At 37.6% G+C, this 14,817-nt stretch carries 14 protein-coding genes; 7 read left to right on the plus strand and 7 right to left on the minus strand.

Annotated elements, in window-relative coordinates:
• Window positions 1-3: 3 nt before the first annotated feature.
• Window positions 4-360, minus strand: coding sequence for a cytochrome c (locus tag LVD47_RS02835; RefSeq protein WP_236974023.1), 357 nt, complete (start codon window positions 358-360; stop codon window positions 4-6).
• Between the two features lie 220 nt (window positions 361-580).
• On the opposite strand from LVD47_RS02835, the gene LVD47_RS02840 reads away from it, so the two are divergent.
• The 4 genes from LVD47_RS02840 to LVD47_RS02855 all read left to right on the plus strand — a co-directional run bounded on the left by LVD47_RS02840 (window position 581) and on the right by LVD47_RS02855 (window position 5,169).
• On the plus strand, window positions 581-1,696 hold the full coding sequence (locus LVD47_RS02840) for a LytTR family transcriptional regulator (protein ID WP_236974024.1): 1,116 nt from the start codon (window positions 581-583) through the stop codon (window positions 1,694-1,696).
• Window positions 1,697-1,885: 189 nt separating this feature from the next.
• Window positions 1,886-2,815: a hypothetical protein gene (locus LVD47_RS02845; RefSeq protein WP_236974025.1), complete on the plus strand. Its 930-nt coding sequence runs from the start codon at window positions 1,886-1,888 to the stop codon at window positions 2,813-2,815.
• Window positions 2,816-2,970: 155 nt separating this feature from the next.
• Window positions 2,971-3,678, plus strand: a complete 708-nt coding sequence (locus tag LVD47_RS02850) for a response regulator transcription factor (RefSeq protein WP_236974026.1) — start codon at window positions 2,971-2,973, stop codon at window positions 3,676-3,678.
• A 12-nt stretch (window positions 3,679-3,690) separates the two neighbouring features.
• On the plus strand, window positions 3,691-5,169 hold the full coding sequence (locus LVD47_RS02855) for a sensor histidine kinase (protein ID WP_236974027.1): 1,479 nt from the start codon (window positions 3,691-3,693) through the stop codon (window positions 5,167-5,169).
• Window positions 5,170-5,173: 4 nt separating this feature from the next.
• Here the strand turns inward: LVD47_RS02855 and LVD47_RS02860 are convergent, their stop codons facing one another.
• The 3 genes from LVD47_RS02860 to LVD47_RS02870 all read right to left on the minus strand — a co-directional run bounded on the left by LVD47_RS02860 (window position 5,174) and on the right by LVD47_RS02870 (window position 8,832).
• The gene (locus tag LVD47_RS02860) at window positions 5,174-7,684 is read right to left on the minus strand and encodes a cation-translocating P-type ATPase (protein WP_236974028.1); all 2,511 of its coding nucleotides are present in this window, start codon (window positions 7,682-7,684) and stop codon (window positions 5,174-5,176) included.
• Window positions 7,685-7,968: 284 nt separating this feature from the next.
• Window positions 7,969-8,457, minus strand: a complete 489-nt coding sequence (locus tag LVD47_RS02865; RefSeq protein ID WP_236974029.1) for a GNAT family N-acetyltransferase — start codon at window positions 8,455-8,457, stop codon at window positions 7,969-7,971.
• 27 nt (window positions 8,458-8,484) lie between these two features.
• Window positions 8,485-8,832 carry a DUF1801 domain-containing protein gene (locus LVD47_RS02870; RefSeq protein WP_236974030.1) on the minus strand — a complete coding sequence of 116 codons (348 nt, stop codon included), beginning with the start codon at window positions 8,830-8,832 and terminating at the stop codon, window positions 8,485-8,487.
• A gap of 155 nt (window positions 8,833-8,987) precedes the next feature.
• Between LVD47_RS02870 and LVD47_RS23970 the strand changes: the two genes are divergently transcribed.
• Window positions 8,988-9,764 (plus strand): MerR family transcriptional regulator, encoded by a 777-nt coding sequence (locus LVD47_RS23970; RefSeq protein ID WP_236974031.1) that lies wholly within the window; start codon window positions 8,988-8,990, stop codon window positions 9,762-9,764.
• A gap of 21 nt (window positions 9,765-9,785) precedes the next feature.
• On the opposite strand, the gene LVD47_RS02880 is transcribed toward LVD47_RS23970, so the two are convergent.
• Entirely contained in the window at window positions 9,786-10,376 is a 591-nt protein-coding gene (locus LVD47_RS02880) for a carboxymuconolactone decarboxylase family protein (protein WP_236974032.1), read from the minus strand.
• Window positions 10,377-10,433: 57 nt separating this feature from the next.
• Window positions 10,434-12,212: a glycoside hydrolase family 9 protein gene (locus LVD47_RS02885; RefSeq protein ID WP_236974033.1), complete on the minus strand. Its 1,779-nt coding sequence runs from the start codon at window positions 12,210-12,212 to the stop codon at window positions 10,434-10,436.
• Between the two features lie 113 nt (window positions 12,213-12,325).
• On the opposite strand from LVD47_RS02885, the gene LVD47_RS02890 reads away from it, so the two are divergent.
• Together LVD47_RS02890 and LVD47_RS02895 are read left to right on the plus strand one after the other, a co-directional pair.
• The gene (locus LVD47_RS02890) at window positions 12,326-12,607 is read left to right on the plus strand and encodes a type II toxin-antitoxin system RelE/ParE family toxin (RefSeq protein WP_236974034.1); all 282 of its coding nucleotides are present in this window, start codon (window positions 12,326-12,328) and stop codon (window positions 12,605-12,607) included.
• A gap of 12 nt (window positions 12,608-12,619) precedes the next feature.
• Entirely contained in the window at window positions 12,620-12,910 is a 291-nt protein-coding gene (locus LVD47_RS02895) for a HigA family addiction module antitoxin (RefSeq protein WP_236974035.1), read from the plus strand.
• A 60-nt stretch (window positions 12,911-12,970) separates the two neighbouring features.
• Here the strand turns inward: LVD47_RS02895 and pepF are convergent, their stop codons facing one another.
• Entirely contained in the window at window positions 12,971-14,794 is a 1,824-nt protein-coding gene (gene pepF / locus LVD47_RS02900; RefSeq protein ID WP_236974036.1) for an oligoendopeptidase F, read from the minus strand.
• Window positions 14,795-14,817: the final 23 nt, after the last annotated feature.

The following is a 14,817-nucleotide window of genomic DNA, read 5'->3' on the forward strand; positions in this document are numbered from 1 at the left end:
TTATTAATTATCGGGAGCCCCGTCATCTACCCAACATCCTATAAGAATTATTTGGTCATCTGTCAGGCTTCCTGTTTGAGGCATTACCCTTGATGCTGTAAGTTCTTTTATACGAGCAGAGTTGTTTTTAATGGCCTGGTAGGTACGCAAATCAGGATTTTGAACGGAGCCATTGTGACAAGAAATACAATTATTGTCAATAATTGGCTTTACATCCATTGAAAAGGATGTTCCGGGCTCGCACTCCATTTCGTTTGGATCATTCATCCCCATGTCCTCTTCAACATTTTTTTCACAAGAAAACTGAATAAGAATTCCCAAAGTGAGTGCGAATGACATTAAAAATTTTACTTTGTTCATAAACATTTGATTTTAATATTTTAAAATAGAAAGTCTACAATTAAAGAAACGACCAAAGATTATTTCTCGAGAGGATAAAAGTTCTTAATGTGAAATTTATTAAATTAGCTTACTCTAAATTTAAGTAGTATTTTACTTTATTATTGCTAAAATCTTTGTGAAAGGGAAATTTTTATAGCTGAAAGGGAATTTTTCAGCCTGAAAAAACAACACGTTTTTCATGAGAAAAGATCAAGTCTACTTCTATACTTTTATAGGGTTAACTATTGTAACATTTGCCGTCGGCTATTTTAGTATGCAATCTTTATTGCAATATTCTACGAATCAATTGCTCCAGTCCCAAATAGAATCAAGTAGACGAGAAGCCAATGAAATATCAAGCCTTGTCCAGTACCAGCTTGAAAATGGGTTGTCCAGAGGGGTAGTTATTAACAACCTACAGTCAACGCTGGAAGGGACCAGCATGGAGTCGGGATTTGTCTGTATGTTTGATTGGTCTGGTGTGGAAATTTGTCACCCCAATCCCGAAAAAGTCGGACAACAAGTAAAACCAGGTCAATCCTATGTACAACCTTTAGTATTTGATGAATTGGAAACCGATGATTTTTATAATTTGGTGACACAGGGAAAAGAAGTAGGAGGCATTCGAGACTTCCCAAATAGTACAAGAGAATCAGAAATTATTTATCTATATCCAGTAAAAAATACAGACTGGATCGTAGCTGCCCATGCGAATATCCAGCAAATCGAAAATCGCATTGACGATATGCGATCAAACTTTACCTTGATTTACGTTTTTTCCGGAATTTTAATTGTCATTGCATCTTTTTTTACTGTTCGATTTATAGGAGGCAGGTATGAAAAGATGTTGGAAATCCAAAATAGAGATTTGTCAACAGAACTAGTATCAATGTCCAAATTGAACCAGGATTTGATCAAATACAAAGAATCCTGGGAAGAACCCGATAACTCAGATAATCAAACCGAAAGTATAAATTATAAAAAAAGGGTATTAACTCATTTTAAAGATGAAATCGTGTCAATAGATACCGCTGAAATAGCCTATATTTTTATAGTTAATTCAATTACATATATTTATTGTTTAGATGGGGAAAAGTATACATGTAATCAAAGTCTTGAAGAGTTGTCAAACGAACTTAACAGGGATCAATTTTTCAGGGCTAACCGACAATATATATTATCTATCAAGTCAATTCACAAAATTTTTAAATACGGTAAAAATCAGTTAAAAATTCGTGTTGAGCCACCGTCACCAGATGATATAATTATAAGTAAGAATAAAGCTGCAGAGTTCAAAGATTGGTTGAACTCATAAAAGCCTCCAGCTTTTAGCCACTAGTTTCTAGCCTAGGCTCAGGGCCCTTAAGTCATTACATTCCGATTTTGATTTAACATTCATATTGATACGGAAATGCAACACTTTCATTACACTTTCATTACACTTTCGTGATACTTTCGCAATACTTGTACCTTACTTTTGAAGTGTAACTAAAACAATAATAGTATGACACTTAAATGGTTAATTTTTATGTTTGTTCTACCTTTCCTAGTAATCTTTTCGTGTTCAGATGATGATGGAATGAATACACCGGAGGGGAAGGATCCCGATACAGCTGAGGAAGTTTCAATAGATCGATTTAGTGAAACTGCAGCAACGTTAATGGTTCGGACAGAAGCCAATGGATTACCGAAGGCCAATGAACCGATTGATTATGATCAGGCTCCATTTATTACTACAGGCCTGGGCCGGGAAGGAGAAATAGTAGAATATTATAATTTTGATGTACAGCCCCTTACACCGGCTCCCATTTATGTATTTTTCAAGGAAGGGTCTAGTTCACCGGTAGAAGGTCAATTGAATGTGATTAATGTAGTTCCGGGTGACAATGGATACAATGATTTTTGGCAAGTGTTTAGGGTGACAGTACCTGGAGATTATGTAGCGAATACGATTTCTAGCATGAATGAATTAAATGCAAGAAATTATAATATAGAAGCGCTCAATACAGTAGTAAATTGCCCGGTAGTGCCTAAAGGGAGTACAGCGACGAAACGTATGGGTGATGAAAGTAGTGGTTTGGTTCGAGGATGGTACAAAGGGCAAATAGTATATTATTTCAATTTTAGTGAGTCTAGTCTCGAGATTAATTCCAATGGTGAAATTCCGGTTTCCCCAATTTTTGTCACATTTAATATCAACCCGGGTGAAGATGGAGGTGGCCCAGCTTCAGGCTTTGTCACAGAAGAAGGAACAGTTCAGACACATAACGTATTGGCCACCATCCCACAGAATACCGGCTATTCTCCATTGTGGGCCGTACGTATTTACGATAATTCAGGTTTTGGTTCCGTTATGGATTTAGGGTCTGCACAGAGTGCACCTGCTATTGGCCCGGGACCCAATGTCAATTGTCCGGTTGTGAACATACAATAAAACCTTTATATAATAACTGTATTTAAATGGCTACCTTTTCAGGTAGCCTTTGTTTTTGAAATGAAAACCTACTTTTTATTACATAATAGTAAAGGTTGTTGTTTCTCTGGGATATCGTAAATAGAAATGATTAATTATTTAGTAATTTACAAAGCATGAAGCGGGCTTTAATTATAGAGGATGATGTGGACATTGCTGAATTAATTGAACTTCATCTTTCGGACTTGAAGTTTGAGGTAGAAAAATTTCACGATGGCAAAAATGGCTTTATCAGAGCGATGAAGAATAATTTTGACCTGATTGTTTTAGACATTATGTTGCCGGGAATGGAAGGGATGACAATTTGTACAAAGCTTCGAAATGCCCAGGTTAAGACACCTATAATAATGTTAACGGCGAAAGCCGATGAAATTGATCAGGTTTTGGGATTGGAATCAGGAGCGGATGTCTATATCACAAAACCCTTTAGTGTACTGGAATTAAAGTCCAGGATCAAGGCTCTCTTTCGCAGAATTGACATTGAACGAAAAGACGATGGTTATGGGGGAAATAAAAATCCATCCAGCCTGAAATACGACGAACTAAGTATTAATTTAGAAAATAAAAGTTTGCATATTCGGGGTCAACGAATTGATCTTACCCCAAAGGAATTTGAATTATTAGCATTATTAGCCTCCCACCCTGGAAGAAGTTATTCCCGTGACGAATTATTGAGAAAGGTATGGGGGTATGAATACAATGCTTACGAACATACTGTGAACAGTCACATTAATCGTCTAAGAGCTAAGATAGAACCGGATATGTCCTCACCAAAATATATTTTAACAACCTGGGGAGTAGGGTATCGATTTTTAAATAGTTGAAACTAACTGTTCATGAAACCAACGATCAGAGTGAGTGCATTTTATTGGAAGATAGCAGTAATTTTTATGGTAGCTATACTCATTTTGGCAGTAATTTTTTTATGGGTTAGTATCAGGTCTTCTATTGGCTATTTTCAGGAAGCCCACCAGCGATTGAATTCGGAAGTAGCAGAACACATTGCTCTGGAAACGGAACCATTTGTAAACGGAAGTATTAATTCTTCTGCCTTAGAAGATTTATTCCACGATGTAATGGTTTTACATCCCAGTTTGGAAATTTACCTTTTGGACAATACAGGTCAAATATTGGCCTATTCCGCTCCGGATTCTCTGATTCAGTTGCAATCAGTAGAGATCGATCCGATAGAGACATTTATAGAAAAGCAGGGAGAAGTCTTTGTCAAGGGATCAGACCCGAGACATCCCGATCAGAAAAAAATATTTTCGGCGGCACCTGTAATTAGATCTGGCATCCACCATGGGTATGTTTACGCCGTTCTTCGGGGAGATCAATATACTTCAACCAATGATGCATTATTTGAAAGTTATGGATTTCGTCTGGCTACAAAAGTAATAGTAATTGCTATTATTGCTTCATTGGTCATTGGCTTGTTGGCTTTTCGCATAATTACCGGTAACCTTGAACATGTAATTCGTCAAATAAGAGCATATCGTTTACTGCCGGATAAATCCGGATATAGAATGGAAGCATCAGGAGAGTTGAAGCCCCTTGCAATTACTTTTAATCGGATGGCGCAGGAAATTGAAGAAAATATAAATGCTATTAAAAAAATGGAAAAGTCTCGTAGAGAACTTATCGCCAATGTATCCCACGATCTTCGAACCCCTCTTTCGACAATCAGGGGATATGCAGAAACCCTCCTGGTGATGGATAAGTCACTATCCGGTAAGGATAGAAAAAAGTATACCAGGGTAATTTTGAACAATGCCAAAAGACTAAAAAAACAAGCTGATGAATTATTTGAATTATCAAGACTGGAGAGTGGAGAAATCCAGATACAATGTGAACCATTTTCCATATCCGAATTAGTGCAGGATAATATTCAAAAATACAAAGACAAAGCACATGAAAAAGGTATTAATCTCAAATCTGAAATTCCCGATGAAATTCCTCTTGCATTTGCAGATATTGGGTTGATTGATCGTGTACTTCAAAATTTAATCGATAATGCCCTTAAATTTACTGCTGGAAAGGGGGTAGTCACCATAGAACTATGCCACCGTATTAGGCCGGGAAATATTTGTGTAATGGTCAGGGATACAGGAATAGGAATTCCGGATACCTTAATAGATTCTGTCTTCAATCGTTATATCAAATCGAACCGCAATTTTACAGAAGAGTCCGGATCAGGGTTGGGATTGGCAATAGTAAAAAACATTTTGGAACTTCATAATACAGAAATTTTTGTCGAAAGTATAGTCGATGAGGGAACCACATTTTACTTTGATTTGCCCGTATACAATAGTTAAATAATTATTGAGTCGGAGGAGAATTCCGTCTCCTGATCCATTTAAATGCCTCAAACCAAATAACACTTATAAATCCTATTGCTATAGATATAAGTAGTTGGTTAACAGTAATTTGTTCGAATCCAAAAAAACCAGCAACAGGCTTGAAATAAACCATAATGCCAGTTAAAATACTAGTGACAAAAATTATTATACCTACTAGATTGTTTTTGTATTTCATAGTTGTAATAATAGAGTAATAAAAGGATCGGTTGACTAATGTGAGAAAAATATTAGCTGCGATAAGTACTAAAAACACCATTGTCCGGGTAGTAGCTTCACCTGATCCTTGCGATACGGCATATTGGTAAACAAACAGACTCCCAATTGTTATGATCAACCCTTGAATTACACTGGTAAATAATTCTCTACCATTAAAAAAAGTATTGGTAAAAGGTCTTGGGTTTTGTAACATTGTGTTTTTCTCCATGGGTTCATTTTCATAAATAATAGAACAAGTTGGTCCCATTATCAATTCAAGAAAAATAATATGAACAGGCGTAAAAATATTAGGATAAATCCACCCAAGGGCAAGAGGAATAAAAACAGTTAGAATTATGGGGATGTGAATTGAAATAATATATTGAATAGCTTTTTTAAGGTTAGCGTATATTTTTCTTCCGAGCGCAACCGCATCAATCAGCTTAGATAGGTTGTCATCAGTAAGGATCAACGATGAAGCCTGTCTGGCTATTTCAGTTCCTTTTTGCCCCATGGCTATCCCAATATTAGCAGCTTTTAGGGCAGGTCCATCGTTCACTCCATCACCAATCATAGCTACGATATTATTTTGCGCTTTAAGAGAATTAATGATCCTTAGTTTTGCTTCTGGAAACATCCTGGAAAAAATCCTGAATTGCTGAGTGGCTTTAGCTAGTTGTGTATCGTCCAATTCCATCAACTCTTTTCCAGTAATGGTTTTATCCCAGCCTTGAAGATCAATTTGCCTGGCAATTGCAGAAGTTGTTACTGGATTGTCTCCTGTGACAATTTTCATTGAAATACCAGCTTTGTAAAACTTTTCGAAAACCTCTTTTGTATTTTCTTTCGGAGGATCATAAAATGCCAATAATCCTAAAAATTTAATAGGTAAGTCAACTTGTTTTTCCGGGTATTTACCATCATCAATGCTGGATATCCCAACTCCCAATAAACGATATCCCTCATTGGCCATTTGTTCCAAAATCCCATAAACTTCATTTCTGGATTGCTCGGACATATTACAAACACTGATCAACGCTTCCGGTGCTCCTTTTGTAGCGATAATTTTATCACCAAGGGAATTAGTGAAAATATGTGTCATCATGGGTGGGTTGCCCGTTAGTGGATATTTAAAGTCTAAAGAATATTTGGTCCTGTCATCCTCAGCGATAATATCTTTGTAGGTCTCATGAATTGCTTTTTCCATTTGATCAAATGGGATGGGTTCACTTGCCCACATCCCCATACGAATGAGTTCTTTTTCTTTTTCCGAAGAGTTTTTTTCAGGTTGTGTAATTTTACCTGTTGACAGGGTGAAAATTTTAGCAAGTGACATTTTATTCTCGGTAATAGTCCCTGTTTTGTCAGCGCAAATAACAGAAGCACTTCCAAGGGTTTCTACCGTTTTCATTTGCTTGACAACAACGCCCATATTCATTAACCTCAAAGCACCAAGCGCCATAAAAGTAGTAAAAGCAACAGGAATTTCTTCGGGTAGTATGCTCATAGCCAATGTGAGGGATTTTAATAGGCTATCTAGAAAATTGCTGGAATTATAATAATTTATTCCCCATACAATAAAAAATACAATGACTCCGGCAATAACCATCTTGCGTACAAAGGAGTTAATTTGAATTTCCAATGGTGATTTTTCATCCTTGATATCCTGAAGGCTTTTACCAATTTTTCCCAGTTGAGTATTGTTCCCTATTGCCGTTATTTTGGCTATTGCCATGCCACTGTCCACAGTAGTGCCGGAATATATTGACTTATTTGATGAAGTTGCCGTTTTATACACTGACATGGATTCTCCAGTGAGTAATGATTCATTTACATAAAAGTCACTGGATTGGATGATTTCTCCATCTGCGGTAATTAATGTGCCTTCTTCTGCGAGCAATAGATCCCCTACTACTATTTCTTCAGAAGGAATTTCAATAATAGAATAATTTCTAATGACCTTTGATTTTGGTTGTGTTAGCTCTTTAAGTTTTTTAATTGCGTTTCTGCTCCTGGAGTCTTGAAACAGAGAAATAGCTGCAACAAAAATGATGGCGATGGAAAGAAATAAGCCGTCTCCAAATTCTCCACTTATGAAATACACTAATGATGCAATTAATAATATAACGATCATTGGCTCTTTAAAAAGCCCTATTAGAAATGACAATATTGTATTTTGTTTCTTATGGGTAATAATATTTTTACCGAATTTTTTTTGAGCCTGTCTAGCTTCTTCTTCGGTTAATCCTTTTATAGAAACTTTATCTTTTGCCATATTTAGAGTATGATTAAGAATTTATAGCAATAAATTAATTATTAGTTCGCGTAATTATTTTAAAACATGTAAGTAATTACATTTCCTATTTTTATCCCTCCATGAGCCCTAAGGATTAAAACTTTACGTGCCTTCGCGTTGCTCGGCGAGACTTTGTGTAATTTTTTAGCTCTTACGCAAAGAATCGCTGATATTCCACATCCATATGGAATCCGAAGAGTTGCCAAGAGAATTCGTTAAATTTAGACAAGCTCTTATCCTTTTTCTTGGACCCTAAACCAATATTAACTTATTTTTTTTATCATCTTAAAATTTTTCAATAAAATATTTTGTCTCATTGGGTACTGCTCCTTAATTATAATGAAGCCTTTGTTTTGAAAAAATGGAAGAGCTGTGATACTGACATCTGAAGTCAAAGCTGTGATATTGCTCTCTATCGCATTTGATTCCAGGTGATTATATAAATAAGAGCCAATTCCTTTTTTTTGTAAATTGTAATCCACATATAAAAAATCGATATATCCATCGATTCTTAATGAACCAAATCCAACAATTTGGTTCTCAATTAAAATAACAGGAAAGTATTGATCATTAATTTTCTGTAACCACGGATCGGGTTTTTTTGCCGATGAGACCCATGCATTTATTTGTTTATGTGTATAATCATTCTGACACGAAAATGAAATGGTATGAACAAATAAATCCAGAATGCCATACATGTCCTGCTCCAATGCCTGTCGAGTCGTTAAATTAGATATATTGGATCTCTTCATGAAATTATTATTCTTATAGTTAGGCATTTAGTAATGATCTATTGCCTTCAATAGAATGTTTTTAATTACCTGGATTGGTAGGTCCCTGTAAACGTCTATTTTCAATATTTTTATTTGTTTGCGATTTCCTGCTTCCAATTCGGGATGATTAAGTAAATATCCATAATAAAATCCAACATACGGTTCGCCAGACTTTCTTTCAATCCAAATATAACATAGAATTTTGCCCTTGTAATAGAAAAAAGGTGCTCCGTATTTGTAGGCTGACCGAATATCCTTATTTGTGTCCATTATAATATCGCGTAATGCCAATAGACATTCTCTTATTTCCGGGTTTAAATTCTCATAAAAACTGTCAAGATTGTTTAATGTCACACGCTAAAATTCTATATATACTTGTTACAAGATGAGTGATATAGAAAGTAATATATAAAGTCTTCAAAAAATAATTTTAAAAAGCAAGGAAAATTATTTGACCCTAACATTACGTCATACCATATCTTTGGTCTTGAAATCAAAATGTTAGTAAAGTGGAATCCGGAAAACATTATACAGTCAAAGAATTAGCGGATATGGCGGGGGTGAGCGTACGTAGCCTTCACCATTATGACCGGATTGGTTTGTTGCACCCGGATTTTCGTACCGACGCGGGGTATCGAATGTACGGGAAGACGGAATTGTTGCGATTACAGCAAATTCTATTTTATAAGGAATTGGATTTCGGACTTAAGGAAATTACCGAAATTCTTGACAATCCCGATTTTGAATTGATAAGTGCACTGAAAAATCATAAGGAAAAACTATTGTCCGAAATAGAACGCATTGAGCAGCTGCTGACGACCATTGACAAGACTATTGATCATTTAAAAAACAAAACAAAGATGAAACACGAGTCATTATACGAGGGTATTCCCAAAGAAAAAGCCAAATCCTGGCGTAAAGAAGCTATGGAGAAGTGGCCCGATGAGGTTAAAAGATCTGAAGAATCGTTGCTTAAAATGGAGAGGGAAGGATTCGAAAAATTGAAAAATGACTTTGCAAATTGTTGGGCATCCCTGGCAACCATGAAAAGTGAAGATCCCACTTCGGAAAGTGTACAGTACGAAGTGTATAGGCATTACCGATTTATTCGTCAGTTCTGGGGTACTGCCGGAGAAGCAGACCTGCAGGGTGATGCCTATTCCGGCCTGGGGGATATGTATGTCAGCGATGAGCGATATACTTCGATAGACGGGAAACCCGATCCTGAATTTGCCGAATTTATGCAAAAAGCCATGCAGCATTTTGCGGATACGCGGTTGAAGTAATTACTGGGGTTTGGGATTTAGTCAATCCCTATTTTTTCGATTCATCATTTTTATTACAAATTTTCGTAAGAATAACGGAGGGTACTTATACCCTTTTTTTGCCAAGCGAATGCCCATTGGTTCATATTCTTTTTTATTCAATGGCAGATTGGTTCCCAGGCCATCGACATACCGATTGAACATACAAAATGCAGAAGCAATGAGTATCGTATCGTGAATGTCCTCATCCAGTGCACCGCCATTTTTGGCCGTAATAATATCGTCCTCTGTAACTTCCCGACCACTCTTTTGTACTTTGGAGGCAATAGCCAGTAATGCTTTCATTTTATCGGATACAGGAGCGGTGGCCAGATCCGTAATCACACAGTTAATTGTATTTCCATTGTCATTAAAATGAACATTGGCGGAAGCGCTATGGGATTCATGGCAGAATTCACATTTGTTGAGTTTAGAAACATAGGAAGCAATGAGTTCTCTTTCTCCCTGGCTTAAATTCGAAGGGCCGTGCAATAAAGTATGGGCGAGATTGGAAAGTGCTTTTCCGGTAGGCCCTTTGTAAAAAAGCAATTCTACAATTCCCGGTTGGTTAATTCCAGTGTTAATGTACGTCATATTTTGTGGTTTTCTCTCAATTTCGCAATTTTCGTAGAGTTCTCAAAATCCTTGCTTTTATTTTGATTTGGTTTCCATAGCAGCCAGGAGATAAATCAACGAAGCCGTTCCATCCATCGTTGGTTCATTGGTACTGTAATCTCCAGGATCGTCGTGATAAACCGCCAGGTCGGACTGGAATAGAGCGTATTCATCGGGATCGATGAGTTTAATACCGATCAAATTGCCATAGATACTGCCGTATACCGGACCATCTACCAATCCTCCCTTTACCGGATAATCATGTAACACCGTAAACGAAGTGTGGGGTGATACGGGTGTATGGCCCTTTCCCGGCAATCCTACGACCATGCTTGTTCCCCAGGGATTGAACCCGAAAAGCCAGTCAAAACACGCTTGTTCCAGTTCACGGAAAGTTTCATCATCGGTCAACTCGCGGTATTGGTGGCATTGAATAGCGAAAGATGTAGTCAGGTTATTGGAACACCAGATAAAGGGTATCCCCCGATAAAATGCATTGGTCTTTGCCTTTTGCCAGACTTTTTCAATACCCGCTTTCAGGTAGTTTATTACTTCACGCTTATGTTTTCCTTCCAGGATCTTTGCCAATTCGTAATGGTTGAAATTATGAAAAGGGTACCATTGATAGTGACGTGCTGTATTATTCCCCATCCAGGGAATTACTTTCTCTACTGATGCGTACTTCAAGGCCTGATCAAGGTAAAAAGAGTCTTTTGTAACACGGAAAACCCCGACTGCTCCCAGTTCCATATCATCGGTCCAATTATCTTCCTCATAGAAATAGGGTGCTTTATTGGGGGCGATCTGTGTCACCCCCGGATTCTCTTGTCCAAATGCATAAGCAGACTTTGATCGCTTTTCCAGAAGTTTAGCAAATGACATTTCTTCCCTGAACAATTCCGAGCCCAGCTCCAAAGCACTGGCAAACTTCCCCGCAATGGAAGAAGTCCCGGTAGCCCTGTTTTGATATTTTCCGAGACCTTGTGGTTTCCCAGACACGAAATAAACAGGCCTGCCGATTCCTGGCTCGTATCCATAATTGACAGAATCCCTCGTAGGCAATCGATACCCTGAATGATCCCGATCATCTGCAATTTGGTTGAACATCCAATCCTCTCTAGGGTGCATTTTCAACAACCATTCCAATCCCCAACGAGCTTCGTCAAGCACATCGGGAAGGTTATTTTCTCCATCCAAACCGTTAGAAAGGTGTTGATCTCCAAACGCTTCCGGGAAATCTCGATATGCGGCTAGCAAATGGTAGGTAGCGTTGGCAGAAGTGGAGGAATATTGAAGATAATCACTGGCATCGTGCCATCCACCAGTAACATCTACAAAAGAATGATCTTCCATAGGTCCGTACACTGTGTAGCCATCCGTAGTATGGCAAGAATCATTTAAATAGGGATTGAACCCGCACCGCTGTTGTCTCATATACTGTAGTGCAAAGTCTGCAGTACCATTATAAACGTCCTTCGAGACCCTAAATTCAGGAGAACGGACTCCTCCTACTTGTAGATAATACGTACCCGGTTCACTGATATTTGAAAAGTCCAATCGGTAAGATTCCAAAAAAGGACCATACGATCCGAAGTTTCGACCAATAGCTTTCCTCAAAATGGTTTTGTCTGTTTCCGAACTAATAAGTTCGAAATAAGCACTTTTTGTTTCAGAGAAGGTACCAAAAACGGCGACTTTAGTAAGATTTGGAAGGTATCCCAGTTGATTGATCCGGATTACAGGGTCTGATTGCTGAGATATAGCCGGAATGGTCGATAAACATAGGATTAAAATAGCTGTCTTTAAGCAGAACATATACGCCATAAAATATTTTAATGAGGAAATTAAACAATATTAATTTAATTTGGTTATATTCGATACGTATCACATAAAAAATTAATGCTGATGCGATTGAATGTTATAGTTCTATGATATATTCTTTTTCTTGTAAGGAGACTGAAAAAATTTGGAATGGTCAATATTCCAAAAGGTTCCCGGTTGAAATACAAGAACGATCATTACGTAAGTTGAGACAATTAGATGTTGCATTGACTATTGAAGATTTGAAAAATCCTCCCGGAAATCATTTAGAATCATTAAAGGGCAGTTTGATGGGTCAAATGAGTATTCGGATAAACAGACAATGGAGAATTTGTTTTATATGGGAGAATTCGAATGTACACGAAGTAAAAATCATCGATTATCATTAAATTTTAATGGTTATGAAATTAATTGAAAACCCACATCCCGGTATCATTCTAAAGAAGGAATTTTTGGAAGAATTGAGTATGTCTCAAAATAAATTGGCTCAGGCCATTAATGTTCCTTCGAATCGAATCCACGCCATAATCCGGGGCACGCGAAAAGTGACTGCGGATACAGACCTGAGGTTATCACGGTTTTTTAGATTATCGGAAGGATATTGGCTTAGGTTACAAAATCTTTATGACATAGAAGAAGCCAAAAGGAATAACTCTGAAAGTTTGAAAGAGATCATTCCCTATAATAATTAAACCCGAATCAATTAGGATAACGATATTTACAACTAAATATTAGGATTTCGTTTCTCTTTACTAATTGTTCAACAAAATCTCCTCGATCTCGTCCATCACCCTATTCATTTTCCGAATCGTTAATTCAAACGGTTCATTGCTTTCCATATCCACACCGGCATTTTTTAGAAGATCAACAGGATATGCAGATCCCCCGGCAGATAAAAAGTCAAGGTATTGCTTTACGTTTTCTTCTTTACCTGATAAGACCTTTTCTGCCAATGCCTGGGAGGCCGTAAATGAAGTGGCGTACTGATACACATAATAGTTGTAGTAAAAATGCGGGATATACGCCCATTCGTATTGTATATAATCACTTACTTTACAGACACCTTTATCGTGCCCATAATATTTTTTTACCAATTCGGTGTATAGTTCACTGAATCGGTCCCCAGTAAGTGCTTCACCCGACTCTACCATCTCGTGGATCTTGAGCTCAAATTCGGCAAACTGGGTTTGACGGAATAAGGTTCCTTTGGCTCCTTCCAGATAATTTCCTAAAATGGACAGACGGACTTTAGGGTCTTCCAGGTTGGATAATATGTGGTCGTTAAGCAAAGCTTCGTTCAATGTCGATGCCACTTCCGCCACGAAAATAGAATAATTGGCCTTGGAGTGGGGTTGGGCTGCATTGGCCAGATAGCTGTGCATTGTATGTCCCAACTCATGGGTTAAAGTACTTACATCGTCGTATTTCTCATTATAATTCATCAGGATATAAGGATGGACGTCATAAACTGATCCGTTGGAATATGCTCCCGAGCGTTTACCTTCATTGGGATACATATCGATCCATCGATTCTCAAAAGCGTGGGCGACAACTTCTGTGTATTGGCTTCCCAGTGGTGCCAGCGAATCAAATACAAGCTTATTTGCTTCTTCCACTGAATACCTAAGATCTACTTCATTGACCAGTGGTGCATAAAGGTCATAGTAATGGAGGGTATCAAGCTCCATTATTTTTTTCCTGAGTTCAAGGTACCGGTGAAAAGTATCCAGATTTTTGTTAACATTGGATATTAGGTTGTGGTATACCCCGGTGGGAATATTGTCAGAATCAAGTGCGCTTTCCAGGGTTGAGTTATAGTTTCGCACCTTCGAATAAAAAAGGTCTTTTTTCAGATTGCCGTAAAGTTGTGTTCCGAATGTTCTTTCGAATTCTCCTATTTTATTAAAGAAGGTTTCGAAAACCAGTTTCCTGTCCGCTCTGTTATCTGCAGCTCGATGCAATGCAAAATTGGCAAAATTTAATTTTACACTATCGTCATTGACCAAAGTGACGGTAGGAAAAGGAAAGTCTGCGTTGAAAAAAACGCTGTAGATCGAAGATGCATTGCCAGAAATAAGAGAGGATTGGGCGATAACTTTTTCGACTTCTTCAGAACTTCTATGTTCTTTTTTTCGCATTAAGTCCGATAGGTAAAAATCAAAAAGTTCAAGTGATTGTTCCTCCCCGATGAATTCTTCGATAGTAACAGGATCCATACCCAGGATCTCGGGCTCGATATAAGAAACTTTTGCAGCAAAATCCGAGTAAATCTGTTGAGCTTCTTGTTTCATGCCTTGATATTTGGTCACCCGAGTATCTTCATCCGATGCCATAGAGGCATAACTATACAATCGTCCCAGGTCTTTACTCAGTTCGTCTATGTAAGTCAGCGCTTCTGCCAGTTGTGCAGCAGATGAAGTCATTTTTCTTTTGAATTGCCCGGCATTTTCTATTCGCTTTTTGAGGCTTTCTTTTTCTGTTTTCCACTCATCGTACGAGGTGAAAATATCTTCTAATTTCCACTTGTGTTTTTCTTCGATTTTTTCTCTTCCGGAAGCAAGCGTATTAACTGACATATATCCTTTTTACTTTAAATTAA

Source organism: Membranihabitans maritimus (assembly GCF_021729145.1).
In the GTDB taxonomy this organism is placed as follows: domain Bacteria; phylum Bacteroidota; class Bacteroidia; order Chitinophagales; family Saprospiraceae; genus Membranihabitans; species Membranihabitans maritimus.

Coding starts and splice junctions, on each gene's coding strand:
- LVD47_RS02835 (WP_236974023.1), bottom strand. CDS start 360: ATGAACAAAGTAAAATTTTTAATGTCATTCGCACTCACTTTGGGAATT.
- LVD47_RS02840 (WP_236974024.1), top strand. CDS start 581: ATGAGAAAAGATCAAGTCTACTTCTATACTTTTATAGGGTTAACTATT.
- LVD47_RS02845 (WP_236974025.1), top strand. CDS start 1,886: ATGACACTTAAATGGTTAATTTTTATGTTTGTTCTACCTTTCCTAGTA.
- LVD47_RS02850 (WP_236974026.1), top strand. CDS start 2,971: ATGAAGCGGGCTTTAATTATAGAGGATGATGTGGACATTGCTGAATTA.
- LVD47_RS02855 (WP_236974027.1), top strand. CDS start 3,691: ATGAAACCAACGATCAGAGTGAGTGCATTTTATTGGAAGATAGCAGTA.
- LVD47_RS02860 (WP_236974028.1), bottom strand. CDS start 7,684: ATGGCAAAAGATAAAGTTTCTATAAAAGGATTAACCGAAGAAGAAGCT.
- LVD47_RS02865 (WP_236974029.1), bottom strand. CDS start 8,457: ATGAAGAGATCCAATATATCTAATTTAACGACTCGACAGGCATTGGAG.
- LVD47_RS02880 (WP_236974032.1), bottom strand. CDS start 10,376: ATGACGTACATTAACACTGGAATTAACCAACCGGGAATTGTAGAATTG.
- LVD47_RS02885 (WP_236974033.1), bottom strand. CDS start 12,212: ATGTTCTGCTTAAAGACAGCTATTTTAATCCTATGTTTATCGACCATT.
- LVD47_RS02890 (WP_236974034.1), top strand. CDS start 12,326: ATGATATATTCTTTTTCTTGTAAGGAGACTGAAAAAATTTGGAATGGT.
- LVD47_RS02895 (WP_236974035.1), top strand. CDS start 12,620: ATGAAATTAATTGAAAACCCACATCCCGGTATCATTCTAAAGAAGGAA.
- pepF (WP_236974036.1), bottom strand. CDS start 14,794: ATGTCAGTTAATACGCTTGCTTCCGGAAGAGAAAAAATCGAAGAAAAA.